The sequence below is a fragment of the Brevundimonas sp. Leaf168 genome, assembly GCF_001423685.1.
Lineage (GTDB): Bacteria > Pseudomonadota > Alphaproteobacteria > Caulobacterales > Caulobacteraceae > Brevundimonas > Brevundimonas vesicularis_C.
Genome location: NZ_LMOY01000008.1, coordinates 239,194 through 254,172, shown reverse-complemented (window position 1 = coordinate 254,172; position 14,979 = coordinate 239,194). Strand labels below are relative to the sequence as shown.

Genomic DNA, 14,979 nt, shown 5'->3' with positions numbered 1-14,979 from the left:
ACTTGGCGGGGGGAGCCGGTAGCCCGCTTGACCCCCAAACGCGGGATCAAAATGCACGAGGCCCGTTAAATCTGAGTCACGAGGTTTGGTTACGCGCAGATTTACCAAAGAAAATTCTCATATCCGTGCTTCAGCCTTTGTTGAGGATCACGGCTGCATCATGCGCGCGTCCGCGTTTGCACGCGCCACCATCAAGAGCCGCCGATGTCTCGCATCTCGTCCCTTCTGCTCGCCGCCGCCCTCATCGTCGCCCCCGTCGTCGCCAGCGCCCAGGACGGCGCGCTGAACGTCGAGATCGATCGTTCGGCGCGCGTTCAGCTTCGCGGCGCCGCCGCTTCCATCATCGTCGGCAACCCCCAAATCGCCGATGTGTCGCTGGTCGACGCCAACACCATGTTTATTGTCGGCAAGGGCTATGGCGTCACTGAAGTCGTTGCCGTCGACGGTGTAGGCCGCACCCTCTTCCAGCGTGAGATCGTTGTCACAGGCGGCTCTACCGGTTCGGTTCGGGTCTGGCGGGGCGCCCAGGCGACGGAGATGGCCTGCGGCGCCTCGTGCACACCCAGCGTCCGGTCCCCCTCGGCATCTGCTGCGCCCACAGCCCCCTGACTTCAACCATGCGCGCTCGGAGATCATTGAAGTCGCGTTGGAGCCCCGACAAGCGGAGGCGAGACGGGTCGGCCGCGGTCGAGTTCGCCATGGTCGCCATCCCTTTCTTCCTGATGATCTTTTCGATCCTGGAGTTAGGCGTCGTATTCGTTTTGGATTCAGTGCTTGAAACGGCGGCCATGGATAGCGGCCGTCTCATTCGCACCGGCCAGGCTCATGCGCAGGGTTTCGACAAGACCAAATTCAAAGCCCAGGTCTGCTCCAAGATGGTCGTGTTCAAATCCGACTGCGACAGTCGAATGACCGTAGACGTGAGAGTTATTCCCAGGTTCAGCGCGCCGGCTGTCGAGGATCCAATCACAAATAAAGCCATGGATGACAAAAAGACCATCTACAACGGCGGCAAGGCTGGTGATTTGGTTCTGGTTCGTATCTGGTATGCACATCCTCTCGCTACGCCTCTTTTAAGCCAGGCGGTATCTCGGATCGGAACAGGCAAGGTCTTGCTTACTGCGACGACCGCCTTTCGCAATGAACCGTGGCAATGACGGGCTTCCGCATCCCCTCATTCGTTCGATCATACGGACGCGACACCCGCGGCATCGCCGCAGTGGAATTCGCGTTTCTCGCGCCAATCCTGATCTTGTTCTACTTCAGCATGGTTGAGTTTTGTCAGGGCTATATGGCGCTAAAACGAACAGGCCACGTCGCCGCGATGGTGGCGGACCTGGTGTCCCAGAGCGACAGCACAAGCAAAACCGACCTGACAGATGTGTTCGCGATCGGCGACTTGATCATGGCGCCGTTTGCTTCGTCTTCATTGACCCAACGCGTCAGCAGCGTCACGCGCGTTAACGCGACGACCTACAAGGTAGACTGGAGCGTTGGAAAAGGCATCTCGTCGAAACTGACGGTCGCACAGGCCAAAGTCCCTTCAGACATGCTCGCCAATGGCGAGTCAGTGATCGTTGCCGAAGCCTTTTATGATTACAAATCACCATTCGACCGGGTCGCGCCGTATGTGACCAAGTTCAGCCGTATGGCCTATCTGCGACCGCGCACCGTTGAACTGATCCCCTGCAGCGGTTGCTGACCCTTACATCCCCACCAGCGCCTGTCGCATCGCTGAAATTTTCACGTCGGTCTCGGCCTCCTCGGCGGCCGGATCGCTGTCCGCGACGATGCCGGCGCCGGCGAGGGTGCGATAGTTCCAGATGCCGTCTTTCCGTTCGAAACCGGCGGTCCGGATCAAGACCGATGCGGTCAGGGCGCCGTCGTCGCCGATCAGGAACAACGATCCGCACCAGGGTCCGCGCGGCGGCTCGTGCGCGGCGATCACCTTCATCGCCTGATGTTTGGGTGCGCCGGTGATTGAACCGGGCGGAAAGGTGGCCTCCAGCAGGTCGGCTGGACCGACCGCAGACATGGCTTCGCCCGTCACGGTCGAGACCAGATGATGCACCGTCGGATGGTGTTCAACCTCGAAAAGAACCTCAACCTTGATCGACCCGAGCTGCGACACGCGGGCCAGGTCGTTCCGCATGAGGTCCACGATCATCAGGTTCTCGGCGCGATCCTTGGCGCTGAAGCTCAGCTCGTCCGCCATGGCCGCATCCTCTTGCGGCTCGTCAGCGCGCGGTCGGGTACCCTTGATCGGGCGCGCCTCGATGCGGCGGCTGGCGGGATCAAACGCGAGGAACAGTTCGGGCGAGTTTGACACCAGCGCCCGATCCCCGATCCGCCAATAGGCTCCGAACGGCGACGCCCGCTCCTTTTGCAGCCGCAGGAAGACCTCGAACGGATCGCGGCCGGGGCTCAGCTCCCCGGACCAGGCCCGGGCGATATTGGCCTGGAACAGGTCCCCCGCCCCGATGCGCTCCACCACATTCGCGACCGCGTTGCGGTAGGCGCTCGCCGGCGCCTCGGCCTCGAACCGGTCGGCCGGCGCGGAGGGCGTCACGACCGGTGCGGCCTTCGCCAGCCAGGTCAGGGCCCGCTCGGCCGCCGCTGTCGCCTTCTCCGCCGTCGCGCCTCTTCCCGTGGCGCACACTGCGCGCTCAAGATGATCGAAACTCAGCATGGCGGGATAGCGCGCCAGCATCAGATCGGGCCAGACCGTCCCGCGCCGTCCGGTGGCCGGCCGGGCGCCCGCGTCATAGGCGGCCAGACCGACGACGCCGACGGCAAACACCGGATCACGCAGCGCCTCAAACGGCGAGGCGTCATCCACCGGGCCGACCCACACCACGTCCGGCGCCTGGGCGACGTGGGACCAGCGACCGCCCGGCCCGCCGTCCGACAGCAGGGCCAGCGCGCCGTCGTCGCCGCCGAAACCCGCCGCCACCGTGACCGGATCGATCCAGGGCGCGTCGCGCGTGACGGTGTGACTGAAAACTTCGCTCACGCGGTCAGCCGCTCCACGATCCGATCACGGCGCGCCGCATCGACGCCCAGCGCCTCCTTCAGATAGGCGTCCACCGATCCATGCCGCGCCTCAACCTCGGCAAGGGCGGCGTCCAGATAGGCGGCCTCGACCCCCAGGAAGGCCACGATCGCGTCGTCCGACGCAACCCGACCCGTCATCTTGTGAAGCTGTCTGGCGATGCCGGGCGCCCGGCCCCCCAGATCGACGGCGGTGTTGGTCAGAAGATAGTCCTCGACCATGTCGTCGCGCGACACGCCCAGCAGATGGTGGGTCAGGGCGGCGAGAAAACCCGTCCGGTCCTTGCCCGCCGCGCAATGGATCACCACCGCCCTATTTCGAGAAGTTTCGGCCTGATCCGCCAGGACCTGGAAATAGCGGCCGAACACGTCCTGATGCGAGGCGTCGAACGGAAGGGTGCGATAGGTCTGGGTCATGAAGCGCCGCCCGGAGTCCGGCGTCAGGTCGGCGGTCTTCAGGAAGGTGATGTGCGGCGCCTCCGCGCCATCATCCACGCCGCCCTCAATGACCTGCCCGCTGAAGCCTTCAGGCCGACGCGACGGCTGGTCGCGGCGCTCGCTGGGTCGACGCAGATCGACGACGGCCCCGATGTCCAGCGCCTTCAGCCGCTCCAGATCCGCGTCGCTGGCGCGGGCGTGGTGGGCCGAACGCAGCAGACGGCCGGGCTTTACGCGCCGCCCGGCCGCCGTGGCGTAGTCGCCGTAGTCCCGAAAGTTGTCGATGGCCTCGAAGGCGTGAAGGCGGTCGGTCATGACCGCGCTTTTAGAGCCTGATCGGTTGAGATGAAATCGCTTCGCGATTTCGTCGAGGCCGTGAATCAGACTCCAGGATGAAAGCGAGAGCATGCTTCATGCTTTCGCCTATGTTCATCGCTCTGGCAGCAGGCCCGCCATCGCATCCAGATAGGCGACGAAGGCGTCGCGTCCGCGATCGGTCAGACTGGCCTCCGTCAGCGGCTTGCGCCCATTGAAACGCTTGGAGACGGCGACAAACCCCGCCTCTTCAAGCTTTCTCAGGTGGACCGACAGATTGCCGTCCGTCGTCTGCAACCGCGTCTTCAGGGTGGTGAAGTCGGCCGATCCGGCCCCGGACAGATAGGCCATGATCCCCAGCCGGATGCGCCCGTGAATGACGTCGTCGATCCGGCTGATGTCGAAGTCGTCGGCCATGCTCAGACCACCTCCGACGGTTCCTGACGCATCAGGACGATGCCCGGGACCAGCGCCACGGCCAACAGGATCACGGCGAAGACCGGATAGATCGTGGCGCTGCCCATGAACCAGGCGACGGCGACCGCGCCGACGTAGGCGGCCAAGGCGGTGTAGGACATCCAGCGCGTCCGCGTCATCGCCGCGCCGATCATCCAGGCCGAGCCATAGGCGACCAGGACCACCGTCGGCATCACCGCCATCCAGGACCACTGTCCGGTCTTCAGGGACAAGGCCACCAGCGCCAACCAGGTGACGAAGATGCCGTAGCCCACGCCCTCCCACGCCGCGCTGACCGCCTTGTTGCCGGCGGAGTTGACGCCGGGCTTGATCTTCATACGGCCGATCAGGACCGTCAGGGCGACGGCGAACACCACTCCGGCGACGATCCAGACCCACAACTGGGACCAGGGATTAAGCTGAACGAGGCCGGATTGGATGGCCCATTGGATCAGACTGGTGGTTCCGAATACGATGCCGGCCGTCACCAGGATCGGGCCGGCCAGAAGGGGGGCATGCCGCCCCTCGTGCGCCAGGCTGCGCATATAGGCGATGTCGTCCTGAATGGCTTGGGTCTCGCGGGTCATGATGCTCTCCTCCTCGAACCGTTGAGACAACATCACTCATTTGCTTTGTGTTGTAAAGTCCTTTCTTATTAGGCCGCGCCGCGCATGAAAAAGGGGCGAAGCCTTCGGCGCCGCCCCTCGTTCGACTTTATGTATTTAGCCTAAAGTCGTGGCGCGCCGCGTCCACGCAGTCCGCCGGCCACCAGGGCGATGACGAACAGGATGATAGCGACGACGGCGACGAACTTGGCGATCTCGAACGAGAAGTTCGCAATGCCGCCGAAGCCGAGAACAGCCGCGACGAGGGCCACGACGAGGAAGATAATTGCCCAGCGCATCATGGGTTTAGCTCTCCTGAGTTGATGTTTCCGTCGGCCCGGGAGCCGTACGTCGGTCTGTATCATCAACGCCAGGGTCGCCTGGCCGTTCCATCGCCTATCGACGGCGACGACGTGAATAGCCGCCCTGATCCATCTTGCGATCCGCGACCATGCTAGCGACGATCGCCGCCAGAGCCGGGTTGCGCAGCAACAAGAAGGCGGCGCCCAGACCGCCCACGGCGCCGACGATCGGACGCTCGCGAACGATGTGCAGCACCTTGCCCAGCAGGCCCTCAGGCTCATCTTCCTCTTCGGCGTCGTCGTGCTTGTCGCCCTTCAGGAAGACCAGCGTCACGATCAGGGCGACCAGGGCGAACAGACCAAACGTCACGGCCGCCGCGCCGAGCGGCGTCAGCGTCAGGCTGAGCGCATAGAAGATGGCCACGCCAAGGAAGACGACGGCCAGAAACGCACTGGCGGCGACGACAGCCGTCGCCACCAGTTTTTTGACGATGCCCTTGAACATCAGCGACGGCGGCCGGCCAGCAGCATGCCGAGGATGACGCCGACGCCGAGCGCCACGGCGGTCGATTGCAGCGGACGCTCCTGCACGCGTTCGACGACATAGCGTTGCGCCTCGTCGAAGCGTTCGGCGGCGTCGTCGTAATATTCGCGCCCCTTCACGCGGGCCTCGTCGTAATAGCTGCGGGCCTGCTCGCGAACTTCGTCGCTCTTGGCGCGCAGCTTGGCTTCGGCCTCGGCGGCCTTGTCGCGCAGGCGTTGGGTCTCTTCGCGGGCGCCGGTCTTCAGATCCTCCTTGAGGGTCTTCAGGTCGGCCTTGATGTCTTCTCGGGCCTTGGTGGTGGCCATGGTGCGCGCTCCGTTGAAAGCTTGGCGGTAGAATAGAGAACCCCGTGTTGCAACGCCACATGCGCAACGAGGTTCCTTTAGGTGGGTCGGGCGTGCGCCTCTCGCCACGGGCTTTTCGCCGCACTAGAACGGTCGCCATGACCCAATGGCTGTTTGCGCCCCGCCCCGCCCCGTCCTTGCCGATCGTCGGATCGGACCAGCGCTTCCCCGTTCGCCGCATCCTGTGCGTGGGCCAGAACTACGCCGCCCATGCGCGCGAAATGGGGTCGGACCCCGACAAACAGACGCCCTTCTTCTTCACCAAGCCGGGCGACGCCATCGTCTCGGACGGCGCAAACCCATCCTACCCGTCGGCGACCGCAAACCTGCACTACGAGGCCGAACTGGTCGCCGCGATCGGGCCGGGCAAGGATGGCGGCGTCGCTATCGTCGGCTGGGCCGTCGGCTGCGACCTGACCCGTCGTGATCTTCAGGCCGAGGCCAAGAAGGCCGGCCGCCCCTGGGACGCCGCCAAGGGGTTCGATCAATCCGCGCCCTGCGGTCCCATCACACTGGGCGACCTGCCGTCGCCCGACGGCGCCATTCGCCTGAGCGTCAATGACGAAACCAGACAGGACAGCGTCCTGAACGACATGATCCTGAACCCCGACCGGATCGTCGCGGCGGCCGCCGTCCTGTGGTCGCTGCAACCCGGCGACCTGATCTTCACCGGCACCCCGTCCGGCGTCGGCCCGGTCAAGCCAGGCGACCGTGTGGTCGTGACCATCGACGGGCTGGAGACGCTCAGCTTCGAGGTGCAGTCATGATCCTGCACGGCTACTGGCGCTCGGGCGCCAGCTACCGCGTTCGCATCGCTCTGAATCTCAAGGGGATCGGCTACGAAAATGCCGCTCACGACCTGCGCAAGGGCGAACAGAAGACGCCCGACTATGTGGCGCTGAACCCGCAGGGCATGGTCCCCGCCCTTCAGGACGGCGATTTGGTCCTGACCCAGAGCCCGGCCATTCTGGAATGGCTGGAGGAAACCCGCCCCGACCCGGCCCTGCTGCCGAAGGGGGCGAACGACCGGGCGACCGTGCGCGCCATGGCCGCGCTGATCGGCTGCGACATTCATCCGCTGAACAATCTGCGCGTGTTGAAGGCCATCCGGTCTGAGTTCAACGCCGATCAGGCCGCCGTGGACGCTTGGGCGGCCCGGTGGATCGCACCGGGCTTCGACGCGCTGGAGGCTTTGGTCGCCCGCCACGGCGCCGGCTGGAGCTTCGGCGACGCCCCGACCCTGGTCGATTGTTATTTGATTCCGCAGATGTATTCGGCGCGGCGCTTCAACATGGACCTATCGCCCTGGCCGCGTCTGCTGGCGGTCGAACAGACCGCCTTGGCTCACCCCGCCTTCGCCTCGGCCCACCCGGACTTGCAGCCTGACGCCGACGCCTGATTTTCGCCTCAATGCGCATATCAGCGGTGGATAAGTAGGGTTCGCTTAAGGTCTCGCTCAGCGTCCCTTAAGCATTGGCGATCATAGTGTCGGGCGTGTCGTATTCCCCCGCCACACCTTCGGCGTCGTCGCCCATCCATCGCCTGGCCCTCGCCGTGGTGACCGAGCCCGAGCGCGCGCCCGGCGCCTTCATGAGCGCGCCGTCCGGCGCCCGCGAAGAAGCCATGCGTTTTCTGCTGCAAACCGGAGCCGACGCCGGGGTCAAGCTGATCGCCACCCGGCCCGAGGGCGACGGCGAACGCCTGCTGGGTCAGGCCTGGCCCTTCCCCTCGCCTTTCCAGGTTACGGTCCGCACCGTTGCGCTCAGCGAAGGTCTGGACCGGGTCGAGGCCCGCGCCCGTCGTTCGCTGGAACGGATGGGCCTGCCCCGCGGCGACGTTCTGCTGATTTCCAACGCCGCCGACTTGGCCGGCGCCGAAGGCCGCGCCCTGTGGGATCGCGCCCGCAGTCTGAAGGACCGCGGCCTGTTCCGCCGCATCGGTTTCTGCGCCACGATCGAGGACGGCCCCGCGCTTCTGGCCCGCCGCCTGGAAGCGGACGTGGTTCAGGTGCCGTGCAGTCTGCTGGACCAGCGCGCGGCCCAGGACGGCGTGCTGGAAGCCATCGCCGATACGGGCGCCTCGGTTCATCTGTCTTCGGTCTTCGCCGGCGGCCTGCTGTTCGCGGGCGGCGACGATCTGCCGGTCGAGCTGGCCAGCCATGCCCAGGCCCTGTCGCGCACGCGTCGACGCCTGGCCGAACAACGCTGCGACCCGATGCAGGCGGCCCTCGGTTACGCCCTGGCGCTAAAGGGCGTCGACAAGGTCGTGGCCAGCGTCGCCTCGGCCGCGGAACTGCGCGCCATCCTGGCCGCCGCCCACGCGCCCTGCCCCAATCTGGACTGGGCGGCCCTGGCGCTCGAGGCGCCGGCGGCCTTCACCGCCGACGCCCGCGCCCGGATCAGTAGCGCAGCCTGATCCCGACATAGCCGGACAGACCGGCTTCGCCATAACCCAGCAGTTGCTGGTAGTGGGTGTCGAACAGGTTCTCGACCCGCGCCGTCAACGACACCTTGTCGTTCAACGCCCAGGCGCCGTTCAGATTGGCGACGACGAACCCGTCACGCTGACCGCCCGAATCCGGCATATCGCCCTCCGCACGCACCGTCAGGGCGCCCGACAGGCTTTCGCCCGTCCAAGCCAGGGTCGCGGATCCCGAATGTTCGGCCACGCGCAGGATCGGCGCGTCCGTGACGGCGTTGCGCGCGTCTGTCCAGGCATAGGCGCCCGACAGCTCGAACCCACCGCCCAGTGCGGCGCGACCTTCTAGTTCGACACCGTCTGTGCGCGTGCGCGACAGGTTGACGTAGTAGAATTCGAAGGTGCTGTTGTTGAAGAATCCGTCGATCTGATCTTCGACCTCCAGACGGTAGGCGGTGACGCGACCATCGAAACGGCCATCCTGGGAACGCCAGCCCAAGGCCAGTTCCCCCCCCTTGCCCTTTTCGGGAACCAAGGCGGCGACCGCTGTCGTCGGCAGGACGAAGCAGAAGTCGCACACGGCCTGGCTTACCGACGGCGTCTTGAAGCCTGTGCCATAGGCGCCGCTCAGAGTGATGCCGGAGCCCAGATCATAGGCGGCCGATACGCGTCCGGTGGTCTCGCCGCCGAAATCGTCGGTGTCGTCGTGGCGCACACCCGCCGTGAGGCTCAGGCGATCCGTGGCGGCGAAACGCGCCACCCCGAACACCGAGCTGACGCCCAGTTCCGCCTCGACTGAACCGTTCAGGTCGGCCTTGCTCTCTTCATGCTCGGCGCCGAAGCTGTAAACCAGACGCGCCTCCTGATCGCGGCTGTCCGCCTGCCAGCGGTACAGCCGGTGCTGGCCGGTATAGACCGAGGGGAAGGCGCTGTTGGTGTCGCGGTCGATGTCCGAGGCGGCGACGGTGAACTGATGGTTCAGCCCCAAAACGTCGGCGACCCACACACGCACCAGACCCGACTGATTGACGGTCGCGGCCGTGTCCAGCGTATCGACCGGGCCGAAACCGTCGATGTCGGCGAAGGTGTCCGAGTGGCGATAGCTGGCGTCCAGGCCGAAGCGGTCGTTCAGCTCATAACGCGCACGAGCGTTGACGGTGGTGTTGTCGAAACCGTCGGCCTCAGTGGCGCCATCGGCCTCATCCGCAGCCGAGAAGCCGTCGCTATGGAAGCGCGAGACGGACAGGCCATAAGCAAACTTGTCGGTCGCCACGCCTAGGCCCAGACGCCCGCGCACCGTGCCGTATGATCCAGCCTCGGCGTTGGCCGAGACGCCGTTCTGCTCGCGCGTGGTGAAGGAGATCACGCCGCCGATGGCGTCCGACCCCCACAACGACGATTGGGGGCCGCTCAGCACTTCGACCCGCGAGACGTCGCCCAGATCAAAGCCCGAGAAGTCGAAGCCGCCAGAGGGCTGGGAAGGATCGTTGACCGGCACGCCGTCCACCAGAACCAGCGACTTGTCCTGGCCGGCGCCGCGTATGCGCACCGAGGTCACGCCGCCGAAGCCGGCGCGATAAACCGACAGACCCGGTACATCGGCCAGGATGTCGGCGGCGAAGATCGCGCCGCGCTGCTCGATGGTCTTGCCGTCGATGACGCGGGCGCCGGGCGTGTCGGCGACGATGGCCGGGATGCGGGTGGCGGTGACGATCACCTCGTCCAGCTGGGTCGCGTCCTCGGCAAAAGCAGGCGCGGCGAAGGCGGCCGCGATCGCGGCCGTCGAAAGAAGAATGGAACGCTTCATTGAGCGATACCCCCGTGTTCGGTCCCGCGAATGCGCGCGAGAGACCGTCATGAGCGAACCGACCCGCCAGACCGCTTAAAGGTCTGGACGGCGCAAGGTCGGGTCGCTTCCACGGAGAAACCGCGCTGCTGTCTGGTCCCGGACAGGAGCGAGCGACGTCGGCGGCCAGGTCTCCTGGCTTGCGGGTCGTAAACCGCCGTCCTCGCCTTCCCAGTTTCCCAGTGGCGCCGGGATCGAAACCCCGGACGGACGACGCTCTCGCCGCCTACAGTTGCGGGCACAGCCACGGCGTCACACCGTGTTCCCTTAACCGCCTGACGCGGCCTATCGCAGGGCCGACAAGCCTGTGCAAGAGCCGGTCAACGGCCTTGAGCCGCCGGGCGCGATCCGTCACCCTGTGGCCACATGAACGCGCCCATCTCTCATCCCCCGGAAATCGCCGCCTCGCTGGAAGGGGCGACGCCGTTCATGGCGCAATATCTGACGGCCAAGGCGGGCCAGCCGGACGCCATCCTGTTCTTCCGTATGGGCGACTTCTACGAGCTGTTCTTCAAGGACGCCGAGGTCGCGGCGGCGGCGCTCGGCATCACCCTGACCAAGCGGGGCAAGCATCAGGGCGAGGACATTCCGATGGCCGGCGTGCCGGTCCATGCGATGGAGGGCTACCTCGCCCGCCTGATCCGCGTCGGCCACAAGGTCGCCATCTGCGAACAGCTGGAAGACCCCGCCGAGGCCAAGAAGCGCGGCGGCAAGGCCGTGGTGCACCGCGGGGTGGTCCGGGTCGTGACGCCCGGCACCCTGACCGAAGACAGCCTGCTGGACGCGCGCGGCGCCAATCGTCTGGCGGCGGTCGCGGTGCGTAAAGGTCGGGCGGCCGTCGCCGTGGTCGAACTGTCGTCCGGCGCGGTCGACAGCGTCGCCTGCGCCATCGAGGATCTGGGCGCGGCCCTGGCCGCCTTCCGCCCGTCCGAAGTCCTGGTCACCGACCGGATGTATTCGGACGAGGCGACGCGTGACGCCCTGGACGGCTCGGGCGGCGTGGTCCAGGCGCTGGCCGGCGCCATCGCCGAACCCCAGGCCGCGCGCGCCCGCGTCGAACGCCTGTACGGCGTCTCGGCGCTCGACGGTTTCGGCGCCTTCGAAGAGGCCGAGGTCTCGGCGCTGGGTCTGATCGCCGCCTATCTGGAGACGACCCAAGCCGGCAAGGTTCCCGCCCTGGCCCCGCCCCGCCGTCTGGGCGAAAGCGGCTTTCTGGCCATCGACCCGGCGACCCGTGCCAGCCTTGAGATCGATCGCACCCAGCGCGGCGAGCGTGAGGGCAGCCTGCTCGCCTGCATCGACCGCACCGTCACCTCGGGCGGCGCCCGGGCCCTGGCCGAACGCATCGCCCGGCCCCTGCGCGATCCCCTGGCCATCAACGAGCAGCTCGACGCCGTCGAATGGCTCTTGGAGCGCCGCGATCTGCGTCGCGATCTGCGCGACGCGTTGAAGGCCTCCTCCGACATCGCCCGCGCCGTCGGACGATTGGCGCTGGGTCGGGGCGGCCCGCGCGACCTGGCCGCCGTGCGCACCGGCCTGTCGATCGCGGAGGGCGTCGCCGGTCTGTTCGTGGGTCAGGTCGATCCCCTGACCGGCCAGCCGCGCCGCATCGCCTCGGCGCTGGACCGCCTGACCCTGTCGCCCGACGTCTCGCGGCTCAAGGCCGACCTGATCGACGGCCTGGTGGACGAGCCGTCCCATCTGGCGCGCGACGGCGGCTATGTGCGCCCCGACTATCGCCCCGAATTGGACGCCGCCCGCACCCTGCGCGACGACAGCCGCCGCGTCGTCGCCGATCTGGAGGCCCGCGCCGTCGCCGAGTCCGGCGTGCCGTTCAAGATCAAGCACAACGCCTTGCTGGGCTATTTCCTCGAAACCAGCGCCAAGGCCGCCGAAGCCTTGCTCCGCGCCGGGCCCGACAGCCCCTTCATCCACCGCCAGACCCTGGCCAACCAGGTCCGCTTCACCACCGTCGAACTGTCGGAGCTGGACGCCAAGATCAGCCAGGCCGGCCACCGGGCGCTCGCCATCGAAGGCGAGACCTTTGAGGGCTGGCGACGCGAGGCCGCCCGCCTGGCCCAGCCCCTGCAAGCCGTCGCCGAGGCGCTCGCCGAACTGGACGCCCACGCCGCCCTCGCCGAATGGGCCCAGGAAGTCGGCGCGACCCGCCCGATCGTGGACGACACCCTGACCTTCTGCGTCGAGGCCGGCCGCCACCCCGTCGTCGAGGCGGCGGTCAAGGCGGGCGGCGATCCCTACACCCTCAACAACGCCCGGCTGGACGGGTCGGGCCAGGACGGATCGCGCCTGGCCATCGTCACCGGGCCGAACATGGCGGGTAAATCGACCTTCCTGCGCCAGAATGCGCTTCTGGTGATCCTGGCCCAGGCCGGCGCCTTCGTGCCTGCCCGCTCGATGCGGCTGGGCGTGGTGGACCGGCTGTTCAGCCGCGTCGGCGCCGGCGATGACCTGGCGCGCGGCCGCTCCACCTTCATGATGGAGATGGTCGAGACCGCCGCCATCCTGACCCAGGCCACGCCGCACAGCTTCGTCGTTCTGGATGAGATCGGGCGCGGCACCGCCACCTATGATGGTCTGGCCATCGCCTGGGCCACGGCCGAGGCCCTGCACGAGACCAATCGCGCCCGCACCCTGTTCGCCACCCACTATCACGAGCTGGCTCAGTTGGAGACGCGGCTGGACCACGTCTGCAACCTGTCCATGGTCGCGCGCGAGTGGAACGGCGAACTGGTCTTCCTGCACGAGGCGGCGCCCGGCGCGGCCGACCGCTCCTACGGCGTCCAGGTCGCGAAACTGGCCGGCGTCCCCGCCTCCGTCGTCGCCCGCGCCCGCTCGGTGCTGGACCGGCTGGAAGGCGAAAAGGCCGCCGCCGCCCGACTGGACGACCTGCCCCTGTTCGCCGTCGCCGAGCCGGAACCGATGCGCGGCCCCTCGCCCGTGGAACTGGCCCTGCGTGACGTCGACCCCGACGACCTGACCCCGCGCGAGGCGCTGGAGGCGCTCTATCGGCTGAAGGGTCTGGCCTGATGTAACGAAGGCCCGGACGTCGCCGTCCGGGCCCTGCTTGAGTCTCGATCCGTTTCGGATCAGGCCTGCATCATCCAGCCTTCGACATCCATGGCCGCCTGACGGACGGCTTCCGAACGGGTCGGGTGGGCGTGGCAGGTGCGGGCGATGTCTTCCGACGCGCCGCCGAAGCTCATGGTGATGGCCGCCTCGTGGATCATTTCGCCGGCCTGCGGGCCCATGATGTGGACGCCCAGCACCTTGTCGGTCGCCGCGTCGGCCAGAACCTTCACGAAGCCGTCGGTCTCGTGATTGATCTTGGCGCGGCTGTTGGCGGTGAAGGGGAATTTGCCCTTCTTGTACTGAACGCCGGCCGCCTTCAGCTGGTCCTCGGTCTGACCGACCCAGGCCACTTCGGGGAAGGTGTAGACGACGCTGGGCACCAGGGCATAGTCGACGTGGCCATACTTGCCGGCGATGGTATCGATCACGGCGACGGCGTCTTCTTCCGCCTTGTGGGCCAGCATCGGACCGTGGGTCACGTCGCCGATCACCCAGACGCCATCGGCGACCTTGAAGTGGTCATGGTCGATGAAGCCGCGCTTGTCCGGCGTCACGCCGACGCTCTCCAGGCCCAGACCGTCCGTGTACGGACGACGACCGATGGCGACCAGCACCACGTCGCCCTTGATCGTCTCGGCGGCGCCGCCGGCCGACGGTTCGACGGTCAGTTCCACCCCGTCCTTGCCTGACTTGGCGCCGGTGACCTTGGCGCCCAGTTTGAAGCTCATGCCCTGTTTGGTCAGAGTGCGCTGGAAGGCGGTGGCGACCTCGGTGTCCATGCCGGGCGTGATCCGGTCCAGGAACTCCACCACCGTGACCTCGGCGCCCAGACGGCGCCAGACCGAACCCAGCTCCAGGCCGATGATCCCGGCGCCAACCACGATCAGCTTCTTGGGCACGGCCGGCAGCGACAGGGCGCCGGTGGAATCGATGACCTTGCCGTCTTCGAAGGCGACGCCGGGCAGAGGGGTCGGCTCCGAGCCGGTGGCGATGACGATGTTCTTGGCGTCCAGCGTCTGGACCGAGCCGTCGGCGGCGGTCACCTCGACCTTGCCTTTACCGACGATCTTGCCCTTGCCCTTGATCCAGTCAGCCTTGTTCTTCTTGAACAGGAACTCGATCCCCTTGGTCAGGGCGGTGACGCTGTCGTCCTTGGCCTTGTGCATCTGGTCCAGGTGCAGCTTGGGCTGGACCTCGATGCCGATCTTGGCGAACTCGGTGTTTGCGGCGTTCCAAAGCTCCGACGCATGCAGCAGGGCCTTGGATGGCATGCAGCCGACGTTCAGGCAGGTGCCGCCCAGCGTCGAACGCATCTCAACACAGGCGACCTTCAGGCCCAGCTGGCCCGCCCGGATCGCGGCGTTATAGCCGCCAGGGCCTCCGCCGATGATGACGACGTCGTAGGCGGCGGTGACTTCGGCCATGGTATCCTCTGGTCTTCTGGCGCGCGGGGAAAGGCGCGCGGACACTAGCGCCGACCCCGCACGGGTCAACCGCTGGACCCCATATGGGGCCGGGTTTCGACCAATTGCAGAGGCGGAAACCATGAAAAAGGGCCGGACGTCGCCGC

16 protein-coding genes and 1 riboswitch are annotated in these 14,979 nt (G+C 66.8%); of the genes, 7 read left to right on the top strand and 9 right to left on the bottom strand.

All coding sequences use genetic code 11. The features are described from left to right. Positions 1–204: 204 nt before the first annotated feature. From ASF81_RS08520 to ASF81_RS08510, 3 genes are read left to right on the top strand one after another with little or no spacing between them, the layout of a single operon-like run. Positions 205–609 (top strand): pilus assembly protein N-terminal domain-containing protein, encoded by a 405-nt coding sequence (locus tag ASF81_RS08520; protein ID WP_055807629.1) that lies wholly within the window; start codon positions 205–207, stop codon positions 607–609. Between the two features lie 8 nt (positions 610–617). Beyond that, positions 618–1,157 carry a TadE/TadG family type IV pilus assembly protein gene (locus ASF81_RS08515; protein ID WP_055807626.1) on the top strand — a complete coding sequence of 180 codons (540 nt, stop codon included), beginning with the start codon at positions 618–620 and terminating at the stop codon, positions 1,155–1,157. Further along, the gene (locus ASF81_RS08510; RefSeq protein WP_055807623.1) at positions 1,154–1,702 is read left to right on the top strand and encodes a TadE/TadG family type IV pilus assembly protein; all 549 of its coding nucleotides are present in this window, start codon (positions 1,154–1,156) and stop codon (positions 1,700–1,702) included. The genes ASF81_RS08515 and ASF81_RS08510 overlap by 4 nt, the downstream gene beginning before the upstream one ends. A gap of 3 nt (positions 1,703–1,705) precedes the next feature. Here the strand turns inward: ASF81_RS08510 and ASF81_RS08505 are convergent, their stop codons facing one another. From ASF81_RS08505 to ASF81_RS08475, 7 genes are all read right to left on the bottom strand, one after another. After that, complete coding sequence (locus tag ASF81_RS08505) at positions 1,706–3,013, bottom strand: anthranilate synthase component I family protein (protein WP_055807619.1); 1,308 nt, start codon at positions 3,011–3,013, stop codon at positions 1,706–1,708. Next, positions 3,010–3,804, bottom strand: coding sequence for a tyrosine-protein phosphatase (locus tag ASF81_RS08500; RefSeq protein ID WP_055807617.1), 795 nt, complete (start codon positions 3,802–3,804; stop codon positions 3,010–3,012). Before ASF81_RS08500 ends, ASF81_RS08505 begins: the two co-directional genes overlap by 4 nt. 114 nt (positions 3,805–3,918) lie before the next feature. Beyond that, positions 3,919–4,221 (bottom strand): transcriptional regulator, encoded by a 303-nt coding sequence (locus ASF81_RS08495; RefSeq protein ID WP_055807614.1) that lies wholly within the window; start codon positions 4,219–4,221, stop codon positions 3,919–3,921. Between the two features lie 2 nt (positions 4,222–4,223). Then, entirely contained in the window at positions 4,224–4,847 is a 624-nt protein-coding gene (locus tag ASF81_RS08490) for a hypothetical protein (RefSeq protein ID WP_235559279.1), read from the bottom strand. Between the two features lie 140 nt (positions 4,848–4,987). Continuing rightward, the gene (locus ASF81_RS08485) at positions 4,988–5,167 is read right to left on the bottom strand and encodes a DUF1328 domain-containing protein (RefSeq protein WP_039243970.1); all 180 of its coding nucleotides are present in this window, start codon (positions 5,165–5,167) and stop codon (positions 4,988–4,990) included. Between the two features lie 94 nt (positions 5,168–5,261). Further along, the gene (locus ASF81_RS08480) at positions 5,262–5,672 is read right to left on the bottom strand and encodes a hypothetical protein (protein WP_055807608.1); all 411 of its coding nucleotides are present in this window, start codon (positions 5,670–5,672) and stop codon (positions 5,262–5,264) included. After that, a complete protein-coding gene (locus ASF81_RS08475) occupies positions 5,672–6,016 on the bottom strand; it encodes a YqjD family protein (RefSeq protein WP_017506144.1) in 345 nt (114 codons plus the stop codon). Before ASF81_RS08475 ends, ASF81_RS08480 begins: the two co-directional genes overlap by 1 nt. A gap of 137 nt (positions 6,017–6,153) precedes the next feature. Between ASF81_RS08475 and ASF81_RS08470 the strand changes: the two genes are divergently transcribed. The 3 genes from ASF81_RS08470 (at position 6,154) to ASF81_RS08460 (ending at position 8,470) form a co-directional block, all read left to right on the top strand. Continuing rightward, positions 6,154–6,822 (top strand): fumarylacetoacetate hydrolase family protein, encoded by a 669-nt coding sequence (locus tag ASF81_RS08470; RefSeq protein WP_055807605.1) that lies wholly within the window; start codon positions 6,154–6,156, stop codon positions 6,820–6,822. Then, on the top strand, positions 6,819–7,454 hold the full coding sequence (gene maiA, locus ASF81_RS08465; protein ID WP_055807603.1) for a maleylacetoacetate isomerase: 636 nt from the start codon (positions 6,819–6,821) through the stop codon (positions 7,452–7,454). The genes ASF81_RS08470 and maiA overlap by 4 nt, the downstream gene beginning before the upstream one ends. A 95-nt stretch (positions 7,455–7,549) precedes the next feature. Next, positions 7,550–8,470 carry an aldo/keto reductase gene (locus tag ASF81_RS08460; RefSeq protein WP_200932915.1) on the top strand — a complete coding sequence of 307 codons (921 nt, stop codon included), beginning with the start codon at positions 7,550–7,552 and terminating at the stop codon, positions 8,468–8,470. Here ASF81_RS08460 and ASF81_RS08455 read toward each other — a convergent pair. Beyond that, positions 8,454–10,280, bottom strand: a complete 1,827-nt coding sequence (locus ASF81_RS08455; RefSeq protein WP_055807600.1) for a TonB-dependent siderophore receptor — start codon at positions 10,278–10,280, stop codon at positions 8,454–8,456. The two genes, ASF81_RS08460 and ASF81_RS08455, sit on opposite strands and share 17 nt — an antisense overlap. Before the next feature lie 145 nt (positions 10,281–10,425). Then, positions 10,426–10,635, bottom strand: a riboswitch (cobalamin riboswitch). A 50-nt stretch (positions 10,636–10,685) separates the two neighbouring features. On the opposite strand from ASF81_RS08455, the gene mutS reads away from it, so the two are divergent. Continuing rightward, the gene (mutS, locus tag ASF81_RS08450; protein WP_055807597.1) at positions 10,686–13,367 is read left to right on the top strand and encodes a DNA mismatch repair protein MutS; all 2,682 of its coding nucleotides are present in this window, start codon (positions 10,686–10,688) and stop codon (positions 13,365–13,367) included. Positions 13,368–13,426: 59 nt separating this feature from the next. Here mutS and lpdA read toward each other — a convergent pair whose 3' ends face one another. Beyond that, positions 13,427–14,833, bottom strand: a complete 1,407-nt coding sequence (gene lpdA, locus ASF81_RS08445; protein WP_055807593.1) for a dihydrolipoyl dehydrogenase — start codon at positions 14,831–14,833, stop codon at positions 13,427–13,429. Positions 14,834–14,979 lie beyond the last annotated feature (146 nt).